This is a genomic window from Salegentibacter agarivorans (genome assembly GCF_900113135.1).
In the GTDB taxonomy this organism is placed as follows: Bacteria; Bacteroidota; Bacteroidia; order Flavobacteriales; family Flavobacteriaceae; genus Salegentibacter; species Salegentibacter agarivorans.
Genome location: NZ_FOOH01000001.1, coordinates 335,489 through 358,167 on the forward strand (window position 1 = coordinate 335,489; position 22,679 = coordinate 358,167).

Genomic DNA, 22,679 nt, shown 5'->3' on the forward strand with positions numbered 1-22,679 from the left:
ATTTATTTATTTTATTAATTAAGTCGTGCGTTACTTCCTGTTGTTTAAAATGTCGATGAGCATTTTAAGAATATTTATTTAATGTTTTGATTTTCTGCGTTTTCCGGGAGAATATAAATAATTTAAGTTTATCGAGATTAATGGTATTTCATCTGGGTTCTCTTTTAGATTTTGAAAAAAGTTAGCTGATCTTTTCAGTTTTTTATATCTCTGTAAGAAAAAGACTAATAATTACAGGAATTGAATTTGGTTAATCTTACAGGGTTTTCCCCATACACTAGTTGCATTCCTCATCATAAATTAGTGTTAAGATTTAAAGGCAATATCCTACCAGCCTGAAAATTCCCCCCACTCAATTTACCCCTACACTGTGTATTGAAATACACCTGATTTAGTTCAGGTTAAATAATTAAACTATTTAGGCAATGAAAAAAATTATACGTTTTAGCCTGGGAATAATTCTAATATTGTTTTGTGTTGTTTCCTGTACAAAGGAAGAAGTAGGTAAGGAATTAGAAGAGTCTCATGCTGTAGGAAAACTTTCTTTTGGAAGTGTACTAAGCGACCTGGCCAACCGTAACCAGTTAAATAAACAAACTTCCTCTGATTCTTATGATATTCCACAATGTTCAAATGAGAATCCTCTGTTTGTTAGAGTTGCTATTAAGGTAAAGGATGAAAGTGGTAATTGGGTTTGGTATAAAAATTCTCACCAGGATAAGATTGAAATTCAAGTTAATCCAAACGGAACCGATTTGGATAATGATGGGAATTTGGATGCGTGGTTTACCCAGGAGTCAGCAGATCTGGAACTTGAAGAAGGAGAGTATAGCATAGAATATTTTGCGGTAGCCACTGCAGCCGGCAATGATGAGGCTGACATTATTTATATGGCTCCCAGGATTCCTAATGGAGATTTAGATTATACCCAAAGTATTCAATATCACAATTTCGTAGATAATCCATTACCAATACAAGTTAAGATACGTCCCGGGGTAAAATATTACCAACCGGTAGAAGTATTATGTTATGAAGAGCACTATGCTTTTGCCTTTGGTTATCTATTCTTCGATTTTAATACAACTAATTTAATTTACCTATGTACCTACGGCAATGTATGTGATGAAGATCAAAGACATATGCCTGCGCAATTTAAAATGAAAGTATGGAAAGACTCTAATGAGGCTGACTTGCTTGTTGTGGCCCAAAATGAAAGAAAGACCTTTAGTGATGAAAACGGCACCCATTATTATGCTGATGCACTCTGTTTTCCACTTCCCGAAATAGAAGAATATTATGCAAAAATATGGCTCGTGGAGGGCGAAACGGAAACTCTAATAAGAGAAGGAAGTTTTGATGCTGAAGATCTTGCTAACGTATACCAGGAAGAACAGCAGCATTATTACTACCATTTTAGAGAAGCTTGTTGCGATGAAGCAGGTAATTTCGATTTATTAAATGATTTAACCGAAAACGAAGGAGAATGTGAAGAAGAACCCCAGGATCCGGAAGAACCGGAAGACTGCGTACCTTGTGATAACAATGAGGGTGGGAAAATAAAGGAGCTAACGGTTAAATATTTAGGTGACGATGCAATTAATTTGGTGGTAACTCATAACGGTCCAGACTCTCCTTACGTAATATTTAACGGAGTTGTAAATAACAATGAAGAAATACTGTTGCCAGGGGAGGCAACAAATGGAGGACATCCTATTCCTTCAGTATGGACAGAATTGGAATTTACAATTTCAGAAACATCATATAATCTACATACAAGTTGCTCAGAGCCATTTTATCCGGGCCAAATTTTCGGAAATAATCTTTTTATGGTGGTGTCGGCAACCAACGTAGATAATCAATCAATATGCGAAATAGAATAAATTTAAATATTAAACTCATAGGCCTGTCATTGGGTGGTTCTTTTTACAGGCTTATTAATCAAACCTTTTATTAATTAATCTAAATTTTTTATTATGAAAAACTTTAAAATTTATTTGGCTTACGTCGCTCTTTTAGCGATGCTAATGACTTCCTGTAGTAAGGAAGACAATCCAGACAGTCCCGATGGACCAGCTGGTGAGGAGATGGGAGCGATTGGCTTTACTGCTTTGCTTCAGGATTTTAACCGTGAAATGCTAACCAAGCAATCGGAAGAAAATCCAACTCCTGGTACAGAAAATAATGGTCTACCAGCATGCCCAGAGGACAGTGAGGCAGAAGTCTTTGTTAGAGTTCAACTATTAGAGGGTGCTAATGGGGGTGATGTGTACACTAAAGATGGACAAACCTATTTTGATGTACCTGTAATCCCGCAAAATGATGGTACCTGGTTAACAGGTGAAGGAGCAAATGACGAATTAGAGCTCCCTGAAGGTGTATACAGAATTAACTATTTTGGAGTTTACGCTTCTGGTGGTGATGACAGTAGTGAAGATGATGATACTCTTCTTTATATGGCTCCTCGTGAAAATGACGATTATGGTCCTGCAGAATACCAAAATTTTGTGAATGACGCTTTACCAAGTGATCCTTTTTCTGTAAACAACGGTCAAAAGAAATATGTAGATGTACAAGTACTTTGTTATGATGAACATTTTGTAAACAAATATGGTTATTTGTTCTTCGATTTCGAAGAAGTAGATATTCTTTACTTATGTCTATTTGGAAATGAATGCGACGAGGATGGCCGACATACTCCAGCAATATTTGAATTTGAAGTATGGAATTACAGTGGAAACACACTTGATCCAAAAGGTTCACCTTTATTCGTTGCTGGAAATGAGTTGCTTCCTGGTGAAGATGAATACGGTACTTATGAATATGCCGAACCGGTATGTGTACAACTCCCTGACGATCCAAACGAAATTGACATTTATTATGGAGAAGTTTGGTTATTAGATGATGATGGGAACCGTGAAAAACTCATTAGAGTAGGAGAATTTGATGAAAATGATGTTTGGGATTTAGATTATTCTGTAGATGGTAATGGTGATTCAACTAGTAACTACTACCACTTTAGAGAAGGAGCTTGTTCAAACCAGGATGATTCAGACCCTTGCTTGTTTTCAGAGCCGGTAAAGTATGCTAATCACTTCGATGGCGCTAGTTTAGATGGGTTTAAAGGATGGGATGGAACAGAATACACCCAAGAGACTAATATAGTATTCAATGCATTATGGGAAGAAGGTGAATATGCACTTACTAATAATCCAAATAATGTGCATTCAAATTGGATAAATGAAACTCATACTGGAAATATGTTGGTATTTAATGGTGATCCTGAGGTAAATCAAGCAGCCTATTTAGCAACCACGATGGCAGATGTTTGTCCTGACTCCGATTACTTTGTGTCATTCCAAATGAGAAATGTTTTAGCAGTTGATTCTGGGGATGAAAATGATGTTAGACTAGTTATTCGTAAAGGCGATGACGAGACTGGTAACCTTGTTGTAGACGGAAATAGTGATCCGCAGGTAATTTCAGTTGATGAAGCAGATGGCTGGGTAAATGTAGGCTTACGACTTAAAGCAGACGGTTCTGGAATTCTTTCATTCCGTTTAGAAAATGATCAACTTGAAAGAAATGGTAATGACTTCGCAATTGATAATATGAGAATATCTAATGATCCATCAATTGTAAGTGGTGCAACGATAATGGTTGTGGAATAAATTCCAAATTATTTTAGTATTAAAACTGAAGAGCCCAAATTGGGCTCTTCTTTTATGTGTTAATTTCAGATTTTACATAAGTCCTTAACTCTTCAAAAAACATCCTAAATTCATTCTCAAATTCTTTGTAAAACTCTCTAAGTTCTTCTACTGCAAGGTGCATTTTGGCGCGATATTTAATCCTTCGGTTCATTTGAAAAAGAATTTTTTCTATTCCTTCTATTTCTCGGTAGTTGTAAAGCCAGTTATCGGCCACCATATAGGGCAGAAAATTTTGTACCGGCTTTGGTAAAACATCAAAATTATCCTTTAAAAGTTTATAAAAATCTTCGGTATATTCTTTCAGCGGAATCTCACAATATTCTTTCCAATTTGCGGCTAGAAAATGATCATATAATATATCTACAATAACCCGGCTGTAATGGCCGTAACGATCAAATAAACGCTCTACACTTTTACTTACAATAGGATGGGTATCCGTAAAAGTATCAATAGCACGGTGGAGTATTATTCCTTTTTGAATTTCCGGCGGAAAATCTAAATACTGTTTTCCTTTCACCGAATCTGCAATAAAATTACCGATTTTTAGTTGTGAATTATCGCCTGAAAGATATATGTGTGCTAAGAAATTCATCTTTGAAAGTTACGTAAATCCCGTAGTTTCCTGTTTAATTTTTGTTAAGTTTTGGCGCTACCTGTCTGCGGCTTGTATATTTGTTAAAATTTTACTCGATAATAGAGATTTATATATCTATAAATAACACTTTGAGCTCGCCCCTGGCTGGTTCACTATTAAAAAACATTTAATATAAAATAAACTTATGAGTTTAATAAAATCAATTTCAGGAATACGTGGTACAATAGGCGGAAGAACCGGAGATAATCTAACTCCTATAGATACCGTAAAATTCGCCGCTGCTTACGGAACCTGGCTAAAGAATAATTCAGAAAATAAAAAGTTAAAAGTAGTTGTAGGTCGGGACGCCAGGATCTCAGGGAAAATGGTGCAGGAATTAACAATGAATACTCTTACCGGTTTAGGAATAGATGTGATAGATATAGACCTTTCAACAACGCCAACCGTAGAAATAGCCGTGCCTTTAGAAAATGCAGACGGAGGAATTATCTTAACAGCAAGCCATAATCCCAAACAATGGAACGCCCTTAAATTATTAAATAGTAAAGGAGAATTTTTGGATGGGGTAGAGGGTGCTAAAATTCTGGAATATGCCGAGCAGGATAATTTTAATTTTTCTGAAGTTGATGGTCTTGGTTCCATCACCCGGAAAGATAATTATATGGATATCCATATAGAAGAGGTGTTGAAACTTAGACTTGTAGATGCCGAAAAAATTAAAAAAGCCGGTTTTAAAGTGGTAGTTGATGGAGTGAATTCTAGTGGAGGAATTGTTATCCCACAGCTTTTAAAGAAAATGGGTGTTGAGGTAATAGAACTTTATTGTGAGCCAAATGGGCATTTTCCGCATAATCCAGAGCCTTTAAAAGAGCACCTTACCGATATTTGTAAATTGGTGAAAGAAGAAAAAGCCGATTTTGGAATTGTGGTAGATCCAGATGTAGATAGGCTTGCCTTTATAGATGAAAATGGCGAAATGTTTGGCGAAGAGTATACGTTGGTAGCTTGTGCCGATTATGTTTTATCTAAAACACCGGGGAATACCGTAAGTAATTTATCATCGTCCCGGGCGCTTAGCGATGTGACTAAAAAACACGGTGGGAAATATAAAGCCAGTGCCGTAGGAGAAGTGAACGTTGTTAAATTAATGAAAGATTCTAATGCTGTAATTGGCGGGGAAGGAAATGGTGGAATTATCTATCCTGAATCTCATTATGGCCGTGATAGCCTTGTTGGAGTTGGATTGTTTTTAACCCATTTAGCCGAAAAAAATATAAGTGTTTCTGAATTGCGTAAAGAATATACCGCTTATTTTATGAGCAAAAATAAAATTCAGTTGATACCAGAAATTGATGTTGACAGTATTTTAAAGACTATGGAAGAAAAGTATAAAAATGAAGAAGTTTCAACCGTAGACGGAGTAAAAATAGATTTCCCAGAAAACTGGGTGCATTTAAGAAAATCGAACACCGAGCCGATTATAAGAATTTATACCGAAGCAAAATCTCAGGCGAAAGCTGATGCACTAGCTGAGGATATGATTAAAGAAATCGAGAAAATTATAGCTTAGCGAACAACAGCATTTTCGGGAATTTTTTTACCCACATGTTTCCACCGCTTGTGCGTCCAGAGATAGAATTCTGGTTTTTCCCGAATTTGTTTTTCTAAATGCTGAATGTAATCTAAGGTTATTTGATTATTTTTAGTTACAGCAGGATTATCAGAAATATTAATTAAAGAGGCCTTATAATGGCCTCTTTTTACTTTTTCTACATGGAGATATAGTACCACCATATCAAATTCTGTAGCTATTCTTTCAGAACCTGTATAAAAAGGAACTTTTTTCCCCATAAAATCTGTCCAGAATTTATAACTGGATGTTCTGGGGGATTGATCGGCTATCATAGCATAAGCGCCCCGAATACCTTCTTTTTGATTATTGGCTATTCGCAAACTTGCTTTAGAATTTTGTATTAGTTCGGCACCAAACCGTCTCCTTATATCATTAATCAGTTTGTCAAAACCGGGATTTCTAATTTTTTTATAAATGCCAAATGCGCTGTGTTTAAGATCGTGCAGTTGTAGTGCAAAAAGCCACTCAAAACTGGCATAGTGTCCACACATAAGCATAATACTTTTGTCTAATTTTTCTATTCGCCTAAGCTCTTCAAGATTGGTGTAAACAAATCGTTTTTTTAATTCCTCTTCAGAGATAGAAATACTTTTTATCATTTCCAGAAACATATCACACATATGTGAATAGAATTTCTTTCTTATTTTAATGATTTCTTCAGTAGATTTTTCAGGAAAAACAAGTTTTAAATTATTAGTCACCGTTTTTTTACGGTATCCTATCAGGTAATAAACAATAAAGTAAACCACATCTGAAACCAGGTAGAAAAGCGGAAAAGGAAGAATAGAAATTAGCCAAAGTAGCGGGTAAGCCAACCAAAAAACTACAGCCTGCATAAAATAATTTTCAGCAAATATATGGTATATTTGGCACTAAACTAAAGCTACTATGGGAGAATTAAACCTGGTTACCCTTATAATTATTGGTGTAAATGTGTTGGTTTCATTCAAAGGATTTAAAGACGATTCTTTTTTTCAGAAATATAAATTTAATATTGCCGATATTAATCGCGGCGCCAAATACCAAATTCTTACTTCAGGTTTTTTGCATGTAAATACTACGCACCTTTTGGTGAATATGCTAACCTTGTATTTTTTCGCCAATTCGGTTATCTTTTTTCTGGGAACAGTAGGTTTTATAATTGTTTACCTTGCCAGCTTGGTTCTAGGAAATTTACTTTCATATTACTTTCATAAAAAAGATATGCATTATACGGCTGTTGGCGCAAGTGGCGCGGTGATGGGCGTCTTGTATTCAGCCATTCTCTTAAGGCCAGATATGATGTTGGGCCTATTTTTTATTATTCCCATCCCGGCATATATTTTTGGAATAGGCTATTTGTTTTATACCATTTACGGGATGAAGCGCCAGGTTGGTAATATTGGTCACGATGCCCATTTTGGCGGTGCGGTAGGCGGATATTTATTAACTCTTTTGCTAGCCAGTTGGGTTTTTGAAGAACATTTACTAATGGTATTATTGCTTGCGCTTCCCATTGTTTTCTTATTTGTGATGCAAAAAATGGGAAAAATCTAATTTGGTACTCTTATTGTATTAGCCCTTTCAACTAATAATAAATCACCTATGAAAAAATTAATCTTACTTATGGCCGTAATTACCGGCTTTGGAATGCAAGCTCAAAACGATACAAATCCCGGAATTCACGTTACCGGAGAAGGAGTTGTAAAAGTAGCACCCGATAAGGTGACTATAAAATCCCAAATTGAACACGAAGGCCAAAGTGCTACTTCAGTAAAATCTCAAAATGATGAAGTGGTGAATAAAGTGATTAAGTACCTAAAATCTGAAGGAATTGCCGAAAAAAATATTAATACTAATTATATCAATTTAAATAAGCGCTATAATTACAATGATAAAACCTATACCTATGTAGCTAATCAGGCAATTTCAATTACTTTGGAAGATATTAGCAAATATGAATCTATAATGAAAGGTTTGCTGGAAAATGGCCTTAACGGAATTAATGGAATTGAATTTGAATCTTCAGCGATTGAAAAGCATAAGGCTGAAGCCAGAAGAAAAGCGGTATTAAATGCTAAGGAGAAAGCTGAAGCACTTGCAAAACCTTTGGGCCAAACCGTAGGAAAAGCTTATAAGATTAGTGAGGGGAGTAGTAATAATTACCAGCCGGTTTATGGTGCTATGAGAATAAAAGGTTCTGCAGATGAAGCTTCTAACCAGGAAACTATGGCACCCGGTGAAATGGAAATAAGCATAGATGTAAATGTTTCTTTTCAGTTACTTATGGAATAGAATCTCAATAAATGCTAAATAAAAAAAGCGCCACTACGGCGCTTTTTTTATGACTTGAAAACTGAAATACTATCCTTTGTTAAGTAATTCTCCAATTTTATTATCTAAATCGTCACCTCTAAGGTCACGGGCAACAATAGTACCTTTTTCATCTAAAACAAAAGCTGCCGGAATTGCTTTAATCCCATAAAGTTGAGCAACAGGATCCTGCCAGAACTGAAGATTAGAAACCTGGTGCCATGGCAATCCATCTTCTTCAATAGCTTTTATCCAACGGTCCTTTTGGCCAGGACGATCTAAAGAAACACCAATAACACTAAGGCCATCGTCTTTATATTTATTATAAGTTCTTACAAGGTTAGGATTTTCTACACGGCAGGGTTTACACCAGGCCGCCCAAAAATCTATTACCGTTACTTTTCCCATCGCGTCTTTTAAAGAAAGTTCGTCACCATCTGGAGTTGGAGCTGTGAAATTAGGAGCTTTGCTACCAACCGCTACTTTACTTTCTTTTTCAAGATTTTGACCAATTTGTTTCCCAATGGCAGTATTTTGAATTTCTTCAGAAAGACCATCAAACATTTCTTTTATTTCATTTGTTGGGTACGATTTCATTCTAAGCATATCGCTAATCACCATTATTGAAACAAATGAATCGGGATTTTCCTGAACCACCTTTTTCTTATAAACCTTATCGTTATCTATAATTTCAGTTTCAGTTTCCTGTAAGGTTGCAAGTTTAGTACTGTCTTGCTCCTGGAAAGCCGTTCGCATGTCGTTACGACCTTTAGTTACTTTTTCGTTAATATTCTTAAGATGCCCTAAATATTCATACAATAAACGGTTTTCTTTTCCACCATTTACTTCAGAAGCTCTTATGCTATCTTTATAAACTTTGAAGTTTATTTTTTGATTTTCAGCAATAAATATCACATTACCCTGTATACCTTCAAATTCAAGAAAACTTAAATTTGGAGTTTCTGGATCTTCAAGATCTAATTCAAATTCGCCATTTTCAAGAGAGGTAGAATCAATTCTTTTGGGACGATTGGTGTTTTCGTCAATTTCAGAAACATAAATCATCTTTCCGTTTTCCATTTCGGGAGCGCTTCCAGAAATAAAATATCCTTTATCTTCCTGGCAAGAGGCAAATACGGTTGCAACCGCCAGCATTACTATAATTTTACGCATAAAAATTGGTTTATTTTAAAGCAAAAATAAGCATCTGTCATGGCAATACCTTCCAAATTTTATAAAAAATTGTTAATTTAAACTCTGTAAATTTGTAAGCCTTGCGGAATATGTAATTTTAACAGATATTACTTATTTATGAAAGAACAGAAACAAAATTTACCTTTTGAGATTCAAATTAGTTTTCATAAAGTTGTTGAGCAGTATAAAAAACAGCTCGAGTTTGAAGAAAATGAGATTTCCCGGAATTATATAAAAAGTATTCTTGAGCATGTGGAGGCTTTTCCTGCTTTAACCGAAGGGATTAAAGATTTTGAAGAGCTAAAAAATTACAAAGAGCCGGTAAGGGTATTGTTGGACGATCTTTTTCCAAATGTACTTACCAATAACGAAATTAAAGCGGCTTCTATTCCATTTCAAAACTTCTTGTTTAATAGGTCTAAGCGATTAAAAAAAATAATGGAGGATACTCCAGAAGATTTTGAACTTGAAATAAGAAACCTGGATAACAAAAGCGTTTATGTGCAGGAATGTATTAACATTTTAAACGATTACTACGGATATAAAATAGATTATTCCCGCCCTCTATATTTTGACATTCCAGATGAACAGGGTATAATTAGGCGATACCGTATTGCATTAAACGGAGATTTTATTGATATCTATCCCAAAGAAAATGCAAAGAAAATTACAGATGAAGATGTCGATGAACTGCTGCAAAATGTTGAGGATATAGATTTATGGCGTAAAAAATTCCCGCCTAATAGTTGGGTATTTAAGGGTTTTACTATCGTAAATCTTACCGATGTTACGATGGATGATGCAATATCTGAATTAAAAACTGCTTTACTTTTTGAAAAATCTTCAGAAAAAGATGAACTTCAGAAATTGGAGGAAATTTTTAGGTCTATCTACAAAATCCCTGATCTTCGGGTAGGTTTTACCGTTTATAATCCGCAGGACGAAATGTTCGAAAAGATGGAATATAAAGAAGCCAACAGTTATATTTTAAATGATGAATTGGTAAGTGAATGTAAGAAAGGCGTTTGCGAAGAAGGTTTTAATAATATCTTTAAAAATCACAGCTTTTTTAGCATTGCCAACGTAGATGAATATGCTAAAAAAACGAAAAATAATATCCTTTCCAGAAGATTAAAAGAAGGCGACGTAAAAAGTTGTATTCTGGCCCCGGTAGTTAAAAATAATCGATTGCTGGGAATCCTGGAGTTAGTGGCGAAGAAAAAGAACCAGCTTAATAGTATTAATACCATTAAATTAGATGAAATTCTCCCTTATATAGCTACGGCGGTAGATAGAAATCGTAGCGATTTTGAAAATAGGGTAAAAGCTGTAATCCAAAGTGAATGTACTTCTATACACCCAAGTGTGCTTTGGGTTTTTGAAAAAGAAGCCAAAAAATATATTAGAGATTATGATGATGATGGATTGGCTTCCTTTAAAGACATTGTGTTTAAAGATATTTATCCATTATACGGTCAAATAGACGTGGTGGCTTCTTCTGATGCGCGAAATGATGCTATTCAAAAAGATTTGCTTCATCAATTAAAAATTATTCAGTCTATAATAGATAAAGCTTACAAAATAGAAGAACTTCCTATTTATGAACAGGTTAAATTTAGAATTTCAGATTTTATGGACGAGCTGGAAAGTAGCCTGAATGCTTCCAGTGAACAAAAGGTTTTTAATTTGCTTCAGAAGGAGGTGAATCCTATTATGAGTCATTTAAGTAAGCAATCTTCTGAATTGAAAAAGGCGGTTGAAGAATATCAAAATCAACTTAATCCTGAAACAGGAATAATTTATGATCATCGAAAAAATTACGATGAAACCGTGCAGCAAATTAATCGCACTATGTCACGATTTTTAGACAGAAAACAAATTGCTGCGCAAAAGATTTATCCGCATTATTTTGAACGTTATAAAACCGATGGTGTAGATCACAATATTTATATTGGCGCTTCTATGGTAAAAGAAAGGCCTTTTAATAAGGTGTATTTATATAATCTTAGGCTGTGGCAATTGAGCACTATGTGCGAAATGGAAAACCGATTTTATCAGTTGCAACAAACCACACCAATTAAGCTTGATGCCGCTTCATTAATCCTGGTTTATAACTCGACAATGTCTATTAGATACAGGATGGATGAAAAGAAATTTGATGTAGATGGCACCTACAATGCGCGCTATGAAATTATTAAAAAACGAATAGATAAATCTTTTATAAAAGGAACCGAAGAGCGCATTACCCAAAAAGGAAAAATTGCAATTGTATATAGCCAGCGAGGCGATGAAAAGGAATATTTAAGATATATAAAATACTTGCAAACCAAGAATTATTTGGGTGAAGACCTGGAATTACTTGAGCTTGAAGATGTACAGGGAGTAGTGGGGCTCAAAGCTATTAGGATAAATGTTTTATATACCCCAGATAGCAATGAACCCGATAGAACGATTACTTATGAAAATTTAATGGAAGAATTACATTAGGTAAAAAGCGCCCACAAAAGCGATTACCGAAACGATAATCCCTATCATAAATACAGTATAAGTTATTCTTAGAATTTTATACTTTCTATGTAAGACTTTACCCAGTAGGTGCAGGTCTAACATTAAAGATTCGTAGACATAATCTTTATCTTTAATAATTTCCTTCATACCCCATTTAAACTGCTCAAATGGCATTTTATGGCTATTTCCAAAGAAAAGAAGGTTTACTTCCCTGTTTTTAACCTGTTCTTTGGTGAATTCTCCACTGGTTACCTGAGGCCGGGTAGATAGTACCGAAAGTATTATTGATGCCACACTAAACAAAATAAGGATTAAGGTTGGAATAAGTAGGTGTTTATTACTGGCCGCGTCTAATTTGGGAATCATATTAGCAAGCGCCAGGGAAATAATTATCGCATTTACCGAAAGTAAGATGTTGGCTTTAGTATCGGCAATATCACTCAATTTTATGTGGTTTCTAAGCGTTACCCTAAAAAGTGTTTGGATACTTCTTTCAGGATTATCATTTTTATAACGCGCCTTCATTCGCGCTTTAGCTTCTTCTTTCTTTAATTTCTTTTCTTGCTTATTCTTATCGGCAATGAGCTCCAGCAAGTTTTCTTCCTTTTTTGGGCCCCATTCTTCGATAGCATAATCGGTATAGAATTGATGTTTTTCAGTGAACATTCGTATGTTCTCCTGGATCCACTCACCGGTAGTAAAATTCTTAATATTATGAAGTTCTAATTCCTGCCTTAGAAGTTCGCTGGTTTCTTCAAAATATTCTTTAGCAAAATGAGAAGAATCTGCATCCTTTATAATTTTCTCCGGAAGGCTTTCCGGTTTAGAGTCAAATTTTGTGGCATTTATATAATTTAGAACATCTTCAATGAGCTCTGGTGTAGCATTGTTCTGTTTTAAAAAATCTTCGGCAATTTTTATACTTTCATCTTCGTGACCCTTAAAAGTGCGAGTGTAACCAGTGTCATGGAGCCAGGCTGCAAGCAACAGCGCCTCTTCTTGTTTAACATTAATTTCAGAATTGGCAATTAATTCTTTAGTACTTTTAACCACCCGTTCTGTATGCTTGTAATTATGGTATATGTACGTGTTCGGTAATTTTTCTTTGAAAAGATTTAAAACAAAATCATCTGCTTTCTCAATGAGATTATTCATATATTTTAGCTTGTTTTTGTTTCGCCAAAGTACAAAAAATGTTCAATATCATTTATGAAAAAAACTAACATCTTTATGTCACTAACTGCCCTGTTAGTGATTTCTTCGTGTGTTTCATCAGATCCTAAATACCGCGAAGGAGAACCTACTTCCAATTTTGGATATCCTCAAGATAAAGAAATTGATAAGTCTTTTTATTTATTAGGAGACGGTGGTTACTCGCCAATTGGTGGAAGCTCTAAAGGTCTTATTGCTTTTAAAAGCTACCTGGATTCTGTAAAACAATCAGATAACTATACCATTTTTCTTGGAGATAATATTTATCCTGACGGAATGCCTGCAGAAGGTCACCCCGATAGGGAAGCTGCAGAGTATAGAATAGATGCCCAGTTAGACGCTATTGAAGATTATGATGGTAATGTACTCTTTATTCCCGGTAACCACGATTGGTATAATGAGCGTATTGATGGGTTGGAAAGGGAAGAGGAGTATTTGAAAGAGAAGTTTGGAGAAGACCTAATATGGAGCCCAAAAGCAGGTTGCGGCCTGGAAATTATGGATATTGGGGACGAAATTACCCTAATAGTTATAGATTCTCAATGGTATCTTGAAGACTGGGATAAAAGCCCAACGATAAATGACGATTGTGCCGAAATCAAAACCCGCGAGGCACTATTTCTTGAAATAGAAACAGAATTCAAAAAAAGCCAGAATAAGAATATTATTGTAGCGCTTCACCATCCTTTATTCACCAATGGAATTCACGGGGGGCAGTATAATTTTAATCGGCACATTTATCCTTCACAAAAGAAAATTCCTATACCAATTTTAGGTTCTTTGGCTACTTTAATTAGAACCACCGGTGGTGTTTCAATCCAGGATGCTCAAAACGAACGTTATAAATCTTTAGTTAAACGCCTGGAAACACTGGGCCAAAAGTCTGACAGGTTAATATTTGTAAGTGGCCATGAACACTCTTTACAGTATATAGAACACGGAAAGATTAAACAAATTGTTTCAGGGTCTACTTCAAAAGCAACTTACGCAACTTTAAGTAACGATGGGGTTTTCGCTTATCCTGAGCAAGGTTTTGCAGTTTATGATGTGTTTAAAGACGGATCAACCTGGGTTAGTTTTTATGGAAATGAAGAGAATAAACCAAAACTACTATTTCAGAAAGAAATATTTGAAGCACCTAAAGAGTTTGATGTTTCTGAATTTCCGGAAGAATTTGATGAAACAGTAACCACCTCGGTTTACCCTGTGAATGAAACCGATAAAGGCTCTGTTCACAGAACGGTTTGGGGAGAGCGATATCGCGAACTCTACGGTACAGATATTACTTTAGAAGTCGCAGATTTGGAAACCCTTTACGGAGGTTTAACGCCTATGAGAGCCGGTGGTGGTCACCAAACTATTTCTATTAGAATGAAAGATAGTCTGGATAGGGAATATAACTTTAGAAGAATAAAAAAGAAGGCCGTTCAGTTCTTACAAACGGTTGCCTTTAAAAATACGCCTATTGAGACCCAGTTAGAAAATACAGTAGCCGAAGATATTATCTCAGATTTTTATACCGCGGCGCATCCATATGCATTTTTGGCTATTCCTACTATGGCTGATGCTATTGGCGTGTATCATACTAATCCCGAAATATATTATTTACCAAAACAACCCAAATTAGGGAAATACAACGAAGAACACGGCGATGCAATTTATATGATAGAGGAGCGCCCCGAAGATCATTGGTTGGGTGCAGAGAGTTTTGGATCTCCAAATCACGATATTCAAAGTACTGCCGGGATGTTTGACCGTTTGCGTAGAGACGAAAAATATTCGTTAGATGAACCTGCATATGTAAAAGCCCGCATATTTGATATGCTTATTGGCGATTGGGACAGGCACCAGGATCAATGGCGCTGGGCTGAAATTGAAGATGAGGAGGGAAACCGTATATTCAAGCCAATTCCCAGAGATAGAGACCAGGTATTTTCTAATTTTGATGGTGCCTTTTTTGGCACGTTAAGAGCTTTAACCGGCTTTGCTTCGCAATTTGCGGTTTATGGTGAAGATATTAATAATGTAGAATGGTTTAATGTTTCTGCTACAGGTCTAGACCGTTCCCTGCTTCAGAATGTAGGGAAAGAAACCTGGAGAGAGCAAGCTGAATATATTCAGGAAAATATGACCGATGCGGTTATTGAAGAAGCTTTTGCAAAACTTCCGCCTGAAACTTACGATGATACTACCAAAGAACTAATCAAAAAGGTAAAAGCGAGACGGGATAATATTGTAGATATTGCGATGCGTTATTACGATCACTTTGCCGATTTGGCAATTGTTACGGGCACAGATAAAGACGATTTTGTTGATGTTACCCGAATGAAGGATGGAAAAACCCGTATTAAGATTAGTAGAAATAAAGGTGGCGAAAGAGCTGATGTTTTGAGTGATAAAGTTTATGATAAAAAAGATACTGACGAGATTTGGTTATACGCCCTGGATGATGATGATAAAATTCAGGTAGATGGCGAAGGTGATAACTATATTTTCTTAAGGATTATTGGCGGCCAGAATAATGATATTTATACTATAAATAATAACAACCGACTTAAAATTTACGATCATAAATCTAAACCAAATACCATTGAAGAAGACGGTGGCGCAAAGTTTAGGTTTACCGATGATTATGAAATCAATACTTACGACAAGGATAAAAAGAATTTTACCACGGGAGCTATTTTACCCGGTTTTGGATTTAACCCCGATGATGGTTTTAAAATTGGACTTGAAGTTGTAAATACCATTAATGCTTTTAAACGAAACCCATTTACCGCCCAGCATACCTTTGGCGGGGGTTATTATTTTGCAACACAGGGTTTTGATCTTTATTATGAAGGTGAATTTGCTCATATTCTTGGAAATTATAATCTAAAAGTTGGTGCCAATTATACCAGTCCCAATTTTGCCAGGAACTTTTTTGGCTTCGGAAATCAAACGCCGAATTTTGATGATGAATTAGATTTTGACTACAACCGTGTAAAAATAAGTCGATTTGGGGTAAAGGCAGGGTTTGAAAATAAAACACCTTTTGGTAGCTTATTTAGATATATGGCCACTTTTGAAGGAAATAAAGTTGAAGATACAGAAGGAAGATTTATTACTGAAGATTTTGAAACCGATGATCCAGAGTTCTTCGACAGAAAATATTTTGCGGGATTAGATGCTTTATATCGTTACGAAAGTTATGATAATAACCTAAACCCGAGTAGAGGGATGAAATTTGAACTTAATTTGGGTGGTCAAATGAATACTGCAGATCCCGATCAGGTTTATGGATATTTTAAACCTTACTGGGGTTTTTATAACGCGCTTACCACAAACCGCAAACTGGTTTTAAAAACAAGAGTTCAGGCGCATTTAAATATGGGTGACGATTATGAATTCTATCAGGCAGCGCATTTAGGTGGTGAGAGTGGATTAAGAGGATATAGATTACAACGTTTTGCCGGGAAAAGTGCTTTTGCAACCGGTGCAGACCTTAGATATGGTTTTGATCAATTTACCACCAGGTTTTTACCTTTACAAATTGGAGTTTTTGGAGGCTATGATTTAGGTAGGGTTTGGGCCGATTTTGAAGACAGTAACCAATGGCACGACAGTTATGGAGTTGGTTTCTGGGTAAATAGCGCTGAAGCCGTTAACGGAACATTTAGCCTCTTTAGAAGTGACGATGGCTACCGATTTGCTTTCGGTTTTGGATTCCAGTTCTAAAAGGTTATAAAGAATAATAGCAAAAAGCTGCCAGGGAATTCCCCGGCAGCTTTTTTTTGTACTTTAGTGTACTTATATGTCTAAATCAGTTGGACTTCAGGCATTACTAAAATTATAAAGAAATCATTTTTGAATGATTTTCAAGAGAATAATTCTGGTTTAGCAAAATTAATTCAGTTGAGAATTTCCACTTTAAGAAGGGAAGTGGAGATTAAATTATTCCTTTAATTTCCAGGACAATTTGCCTGAAAAATATCTTTGAATAAAGAATGAAAAACGTAGTAACTGATTTTAAAGGTTAAGGTTATTCAGGTTTTTTCATATTCAAAGTATTAGAGAAATCGATAGTTCTAATAGGGAATGGAATATTGATACCATTCTTGTCAAAAGTTTTCTTAATTTCAATAATAGCAATATCGCGGGCAACTAAAATGTCCCGGTTTTTCTTAACATCAGTCCAAAAGCGAACTACAAAGTTAATGGAGCTATCTCCAAATTCAGTGAACATAAATTCTACCTGCTCATTTCCACGAGAAGGGAAATGTTTAGAGATCGTTTCAATCGTCATTTCTTTTACTTTTTCCAGGTTAGAAGAATAGCCTACGCCGCAATTTAGCATTACGCGAGAGCGGTTGGTTCTGGAAAAATTTTTAAAAGGTTCTTCCACAATTTTAGAATTGGGAATAACTACGTAATTGTTATCGGCTTGTTTTACAACTATATTTCTAAGGTTTATTTCGGTTACTTCCCCGGCATAATTATTAGTTTCTATCCAATCGCCAATTTGAAGTTCGGGTAAAAAACTTAAAATAATTCCCGAAAATGTATTGTTTAAGGTTCCCTGTAGCGCTAAACCTATAGCTAAACCAACAACCCCTGCACCGGCTAGCACCGAAGTAAGCACTTTATTAAGGTCTAAAATGCCAAGGGCAATAAAAAAACCGATAAGGATCACAATTGCCTTGCTCACCTTAACGGTTATTTGTCTTATAGAATCTTGTTTAACCCGTTTTCCCAGTAGTTTACTTAATAACTGGCCGGTATATTTAGCCAGGAAAATAAATATTATAAAAACCAGGATTGCAAGTAAGAAGTTGGGTAGATTTAAAATTAAGGCATCAAGCCAACTTACTAACTTTGCGGTGATCCCTTCTAGGGATTCTCTAAGGTTAAATTCGTCTTCCAATCTTTAATTATTTGCTGGACTTATGAGAGTCTGTAGTTTTCATTTTCCAGGCATCTAACATCCAGCTTGTTTTTTCCAACTCTCTAATGTAAGCACCAATTAAATCTATAGTACCTTCATCACCTGCTTTATCTGCAGTTTCTACAACAGAGCGCATTTGCTTAAGTAAAGTCCCGTGATCTTTAAGCAGGGTCTCGATCATTTCATAATCGGTTAAATCTGCTTTTGATTCTTTTAGGTTAGATGCTTCAAGATAATCGGTTAAATTACTAATTGGTGTATATCTTAAAGTAAGAATACGTTCAGCAATTTCATCTACTTTCAATTTTGCATCATCGTATAATTCTTCAAATTTCTCGTGTAAATCGAAAAAGTTTTTCCCAATTACATTCCAGTGAAAATTGCGAAGTTTTTGATAGTATAAATGATAATCTGCAAGAAGAACATTTAATTCCTCTACAGTTTTACTTGTTTTTTCTTTATCGAGTCCTAAATAGCTCATAGTTTTAATTTATGGTTTTTAAAAATTCAATACAAAAATATAATAGTTTGATGGATCAGCCAATAAAAAAGACTGATTTAATAGAAGTTTAACGAGGCTTAATTAATAGGGCGGTTATCTTTTAAATCAAGCTTTGCGATCATTTCTTTAGAAACCTGGCCGCTGGAAATTCCATAGCCGTCAACTAAAACTCCTTTGTAACCTTTAGAGGTAGTTATGGCATAAAGAATAGCATTATCATCAGGATTACTCATTCCTTCAAAACGTAAAACCTTATCTACGTCAAAATCTTCTACTCCAAAAGTTTCGTCTTTAGATTTAAGCTCTATTTCTTCGTCAAGAAGGTTGAAATCGTGTTCATAACCCTCTTCTAATTTTAATTTGTTTATCGCCTGGGAAAGCGTTCCGTAATCTTTCATCTTAAATTGTTTGATTGATTATTAATGTTAAATTACGTTTACAGGCCCTCATATGCAAATTAAAAATGCTGTTTAGGATAAGTTTAACTCCTTATGAAGCCTTATTTTTAAAGGCTTCAGCGGGAATATTTATTTTCGGTGTCAAAGATTTACCAGCTATCAATTATCTTCTTCATTTTTATTATTTCCGAAGTTGAAAAAGCCTAAAGGAAACACCAATAGAAGAAAAAAATACCACCCGGTGACCAGGCCTACAATGGTGATAATAGCCGCAATTATGTAAAGCCAGTAAGATTTACGGAATTTCATAAATAAAAATTTAAATGAAGAACAAATTTATAAATAGGAAGCAATTTTGAATCTGGTTACTAATATTTCTAACCACATTTATAATATTTTTAAAAACCTTTTTATCTTTCAAAAAAACTTTTGTGAAGTAGGGGTTTCTTAACTCACGAATTTATTGGATATTTGCAAATTAGCGATTTCGCTAAAATAAAATATAGGAAAAGCGTTCCATTATTAAGAATTCAGCAAAATGAAAAATAAAATCACTTTAAAGGAACTGGCAAAATTACTTAATGTTTCAGTTTCTACGGTTTCTAAAGCTTTGCACGACAGCCCTGAAATTAGCCCTAAAACAGCAGAACGTGTTAAGGAACTTGCTAAACTTCATAATTATCGCCCCAATCCTGTGGCGGTAAATTTAAAAAGCAGTAAAAGCGGAACTATTGGAGTGATTATACCCAATATTTCAAATACTTTTTTTGCCAATGTACTATTAGGTATTGAGGCCAGGGCCCAGAAAAGTGGATTACAGGTGATTACCTATATCTCTAATGAAAAGCTGGAAAGGGAACAGCAGATTGCAGAGATGCTAACCTCGGGATTTGTAGATGGGGTGCTTATAGCAATTTCAGAAGAAACACAACGTAAAAAGGAGTACGATCATCTTTTTAATCTTGTAGATTATGATATTCCGGTTGTTTTATACGATAGGATTAACCTGGATCTACAGGTAGATAAAATTGGTATAGACGATGAATATAGTTTGGAAGAAGCAACGCGTATGCTCCAAGCTCGGGGAATTAAAAAAATAGGAATTGCTACTTCAATACATCATTTAGGTGTGGGGAAACTAAGAATTACCGGATACCGAAATGCTCTTAAAAACCAGGATGATTTTTATATTGCGAATTCTTCAAAACCTGATTCTTTAAGGGAAAAAACACAGAAACTCCTGGTTGAAGATAAGGTAGAGGCAATTTTGTGTACAGATTTTGTAAGTACGATGATGGTCTATAGATTGGCTTATGAGAATAAAATTAGTATCCCAAAAGATTTAAAAGTAATTGGATTTTTAAATGCTGATGTAGCGCGCTTTTTAACGCCATCTATAAGTTATGTAGAGCAATTTCCGGAAGAAATAGGAGAACAAGCGGTAGATTTATTAGTGAATAGAATAGAAAATCGTATTGCCGGGAAACAACCAATAAATAAAACCATTAATACTAAATTAATTCATTTAGAATCTACAGATTTTTAGGCTTTCTTCGATAATAATCGATTCCAGCCTTCGAAGTTTTATTGTCAAAAACAGGTTGAAAGACAGTTTTATAAGTGCTTAGAAAAACTATCTTTGAAAAGAAATCTATATTTTTTTAAATGAAATCTTTGAAAAGAAATATTCTTATTACCGGTGGTGCCGGTTTTATAGGCTCTCATGTAGTTCGTCTTTTTGTAAACAATTATCCTAATTATCAGATCTTTAATTTAGATGCCTTAACCTATGCCGGCAATCTTGAAAATATTAAAGATATTGAGAATGCCGAAAATTATCATTTCCTAAAAGCCGATATCACTGATGCCGATAAAATTAAATCGCTATTCCAGAAATATAAATTTGATAGTGTAGTTCATCTTGCAGCAGAATCTCACGTAGACCGGTCAATTTCCAATCCGAAAATATTCGTAGAAACCAATGTTACCGGCACTCTAAATTTAATGGAAGCCGCCTTAGGGATCTGGAAAAAAAACCTGGAAGATAAATTATTTTATCATATTAGTACCGATGAAGTTTACGGCACTCTTGGAGAAACAGGATTGTTTACTGAAACAACTTCCTACGCGCCAAATTCCCCTTATTCTGCTTCCAAAGCAGCCTCAGATCATTTTGTACGAGCCTATGGAGAAACATATAATTTACCCTATGTAATTTCCAATTGTTCCAATAATTACGGGCCAAATCAATTCCCCGAGAAACTTATCCCTTTATTCATCAATAATATTATTGAGAATAAGTCATTGCCGGTTTACGGCGATGGAAAGTACACGCGAGATTGGTTGTATGTTATAGATCACGCCAGGGCTATTGATTTAGTATTTCACGAAGGCAAAAATAAAGAAACCTACAATATCGGCGGATTTAACGAATGGCAGAATATTGATTTAATAAAGTTGCTATGTGAAATCATGGAGGAAAAACTGAATAGAAGTAAAGGAGTATCTGAAGCCTTAATTACTTTTATAAAAGATCGTCCCGGCCACGATAAACGTTATGCTATTGATGCCAGTAAAATTAATAAGGAACTGGGGTGGAAGCCTTCAGTTACTTTTGAAGAGGGTTTAATGAAAACAGTAGATTGGTATTTAAATAATCCCAAATGGATAGAAGCCGTTGTTTCGGGAAGTTATAAGGAGTATTATAAAGAGCAGTATTTATGAAAGGAATTATTCTAGCCGGGGGAACCGGTTCACGCTTATATCCACTTACCAAAAGTGTTTCAAAACAATTGCTGGCGGTTTATGATAAACCAATGATTTATTATCCGTTGTCTGTTTTAATGCTGGCGGGTATAAAGGAAATTCTTATTATTTCAACTCCTGAAGACCTTCCTAACTTTCAAAAACTGCTGGGAGATGGAGAAGCCTGGGGGCTTGATTTGTCTTACGAGAAACAACCAAAGCCAAATGGTTTAGCTGAAGCTTTTATTATTGGAGAGAATTTTATAAGAAGTGAGGACGTATGCCTTGTTTTAGGAGATAACATTTTTTACGGGCAGGGATTTAGCGGTTTATTGGAGAATGCGGTTAGAAACTGTAAAGAAGCCGGCCAGGCTACTGTATTTGGATATTACGTAAATGATCCAAAAAGATATGGTGTAGTAGATTTTGATGAAACGGGGAATGCACTAAGCATCGAAGAAAAACCGGAAAAACCCAAAAGTCATTTTGCGGTAACCGGACTCTACTTTTATCCTAATTCAGTTATTGAAATCGCGAAAAAATGTGAGCCAAGCGAGAGGGGAGAGTTGGAAATCACGAGTATCAACCAGGCATATTTAGATCAAAAAGAATTAAAGGTAGAAATTATGGGCCGTGGTTACGCCTGGTTGGATACCGGCACTCATGATTCTATGTTAGAAGCTTCTAATTTTGTACAAACCATCGAAAAAAGACAGGGTTTAAAAATTGCCTGTCCTGAGGAAATTGCTTTCAGAAAAAAGTATATAGATAAAGCTCAATTACAAAAACTGGCGGTGGAGCTTGAGAAAAGTGAATACGGGAAATATTTATTGAATTTGGTAAGATGAGCTAGTATATACCATATTGATTTATCCTGCACTATTGGTTTTTTTTGTAAGAAAACCTTTAAAATCTTCACTCAGTCTAACGGAAGTCTATTGATTATGCTCCTTCCAATTAAGGTAT

General features: G+C 35.3%; 18 protein-coding genes. 10 read left to right on the plus strand and 8 right to left on the minus strand.

The window, feature by feature from the left end; all coding sequences use genetic code 11:
• Positions 1-425 precede the first annotated feature (425 nt).
• Positions 426-1,880: a hypothetical protein gene (locus BM084_RS01380; RefSeq protein WP_093302237.1), complete on the plus strand. Its 1,455-nt coding sequence runs from the start codon at positions 426-428 to the stop codon at positions 1,878-1,880.
• 93 nt (positions 1,881-1,973) lie between these two features.
• Positions 1,974-3,668 carry a hypothetical protein gene (locus BM084_RS01385; RefSeq protein WP_143083608.1) on the plus strand — a complete coding sequence of 565 codons (1,695 nt, stop codon included), beginning with the start codon at positions 1,974-1,976 and terminating at the stop codon, positions 3,666-3,668.
• A 52-nt stretch (positions 3,669-3,720) separates the two neighbouring features.
• On the opposite strand, the gene BM084_RS01390 is transcribed toward BM084_RS01385, so the two are convergent.
• Positions 3,721-4,302: an acyl carrier protein phosphodiesterase gene (locus BM084_RS01390; RefSeq protein WP_093302241.1), complete on the minus strand. Its 582-nt coding sequence runs from the start codon at positions 4,300-4,302 to the stop codon at positions 3,721-3,723.
• Between the two features lie 187 nt (positions 4,303-4,489).
• On the opposite strand from BM084_RS01390, the gene glmM reads away from it, so the two are divergent.
• A complete protein-coding gene (gene glmM / locus BM084_RS01395) occupies positions 4,490-5,875 on the plus strand; it encodes a phosphoglucosamine mutase (RefSeq protein ID WP_093302242.1) in 1,386 nt (461 codons plus the stop codon).
• Here the strand turns inward: glmM and BM084_RS01400 are convergent.
• Positions 5,872-6,774: a lysophospholipid acyltransferase family protein gene (locus BM084_RS01400; protein WP_093302244.1), complete on the minus strand. Its 903-nt coding sequence runs from the start codon at positions 6,772-6,774 to the stop codon at positions 5,872-5,874. The two genes, glmM and BM084_RS01400, sit on opposite strands and share 4 nt — an antisense overlap.
• 52 nt (positions 6,775-6,826) lie before the next feature.
• Between BM084_RS01400 and BM084_RS01405 the strand changes: the two genes are divergently transcribed.
• Together BM084_RS01405 and BM084_RS01410 are read left to right on the plus strand one after the other, a co-directional pair.
• Positions 6,827-7,474, plus strand: a complete 648-nt coding sequence (locus tag BM084_RS01405; protein ID WP_075326506.1) for a rhomboid family intramembrane serine protease — start codon at positions 6,827-6,829, stop codon at positions 7,472-7,474.
• A gap of 48 nt (positions 7,475-7,522) precedes the next feature.
• Entirely contained in the window at positions 7,523-8,212 is a 690-nt protein-coding gene (locus BM084_RS01410) for an SIMPL domain-containing protein (protein WP_093302246.1), read from the plus strand.
• 69 nt (positions 8,213-8,281) lie between these two features.
• Here BM084_RS01410 and BM084_RS01415 read toward each other — a convergent pair whose 3' ends face one another.
• Complete coding sequence (locus tag BM084_RS01415; RefSeq protein WP_093302248.1) at positions 8,282-9,403, minus strand: TlpA disulfide reductase family protein; 1,122 nt, start codon at positions 9,401-9,403, stop codon at positions 8,282-8,284.
• Between the two features lie 138 nt (positions 9,404-9,541).
• Between BM084_RS01415 and BM084_RS01420 the strand changes: the two genes are divergently transcribed.
• Positions 9,542-11,911 carry a GAF domain-containing protein gene (locus BM084_RS01420; RefSeq protein ID WP_093302251.1) on the plus strand — a complete coding sequence of 790 codons (2,370 nt, stop codon included), beginning with the start codon at positions 9,542-9,544 and terminating at the stop codon, positions 11,909-11,911.
• Here BM084_RS01420 and BM084_RS01425 read toward each other — a convergent pair.
• Positions 11,903-13,087: a Pycsar system effector family protein gene (locus BM084_RS01425; RefSeq protein ID WP_093302254.1), complete on the minus strand. Its 1,185-nt coding sequence runs from the start codon at positions 13,085-13,087 to the stop codon at positions 11,903-11,905. The genes BM084_RS01420 and BM084_RS01425 overlap by 9 nt on opposite strands.
• Before the next feature lie 54 nt (positions 13,088-13,141).
• Here BM084_RS01425 and BM084_RS01430 point away from each other — a divergent pair, with 54 nt between their 5' ends.
• Entirely contained in the window at positions 13,142-16,861 is a 3,720-nt protein-coding gene (locus BM084_RS01430) for a metallophosphoesterase (protein ID WP_093302257.1), read from the plus strand.
• Positions 16,862-17,165: 304 nt separating this feature from the next.
• Here the strand turns inward: BM084_RS01430 and BM084_RS01435 are convergent, their stop codons facing one another.
• The 4 genes from BM084_RS01435 to BM084_RS19060 form a co-directional block, all read right to left on the minus strand.
• The gene (locus tag BM084_RS01435) at positions 17,166-18,047 is read right to left on the minus strand and encodes a mechanosensitive ion channel family protein (RefSeq protein ID WP_093302259.1); all 882 of its coding nucleotides are present in this window, start codon (positions 18,045-18,047) and stop codon (positions 17,166-17,168) included.
• Between the two features lie 7 nt (positions 18,048-18,054).
• On the minus strand, positions 18,055-18,549 hold the full coding sequence (locus BM084_RS01440) for a Dps family protein (RefSeq protein WP_075326522.1): 495 nt from the start codon (positions 18,547-18,549) through the stop codon (positions 18,055-18,057).
• A 98-nt stretch (positions 18,550-18,647) separates the two neighbouring features.
• On the minus strand, positions 18,648-18,968 hold the full coding sequence (locus BM084_RS01445) for a phosphoribosylpyrophosphate synthetase (protein ID WP_075326524.1): 321 nt from the start codon (positions 18,966-18,968) through the stop codon (positions 18,648-18,650).
• A gap of 159 nt (positions 18,969-19,127) precedes the next feature.
• Positions 19,128-19,277 (minus strand): hypothetical protein, encoded by a 150-nt coding sequence (locus BM084_RS19060; RefSeq protein WP_177195636.1) that lies wholly within the window; start codon positions 19,275-19,277, stop codon positions 19,128-19,130.
• A gap of 229 nt (positions 19,278-19,506) precedes the next feature.
• On the opposite strand from BM084_RS19060, the gene BM084_RS01450 reads away from it, so the two are divergent.
• From BM084_RS01450 to rfbA, 3 genes are all read left to right on the plus strand, one after another.
• Complete coding sequence (locus BM084_RS01450) at positions 19,507-20,514, plus strand: LacI family DNA-binding transcriptional regulator (RefSeq protein WP_093302262.1); 1,008 nt, start codon at positions 19,507-19,509, stop codon at positions 20,512-20,514.
• A 128-nt stretch (positions 20,515-20,642) separates the two neighbouring features.
• Positions 20,643-21,692: a dTDP-glucose 4,6-dehydratase gene (gene rfbB, locus BM084_RS01455; RefSeq protein WP_245764318.1), complete on the plus strand. Its 1,050-nt coding sequence runs from the start codon at positions 20,643-20,645 to the stop codon at positions 21,690-21,692.
• Positions 21,689-22,561 carry a glucose-1-phosphate thymidylyltransferase RfbA gene (gene rfbA, locus BM084_RS01460; RefSeq protein WP_093302267.1) on the plus strand — a complete coding sequence of 291 codons (873 nt, stop codon included), beginning with the start codon at positions 21,689-21,691 and terminating at the stop codon, positions 22,559-22,561. Before rfbB ends, rfbA begins: the two co-directional genes overlap by 4 nt.
• Positions 22,562-22,679: the final 118 nt, after the last annotated feature.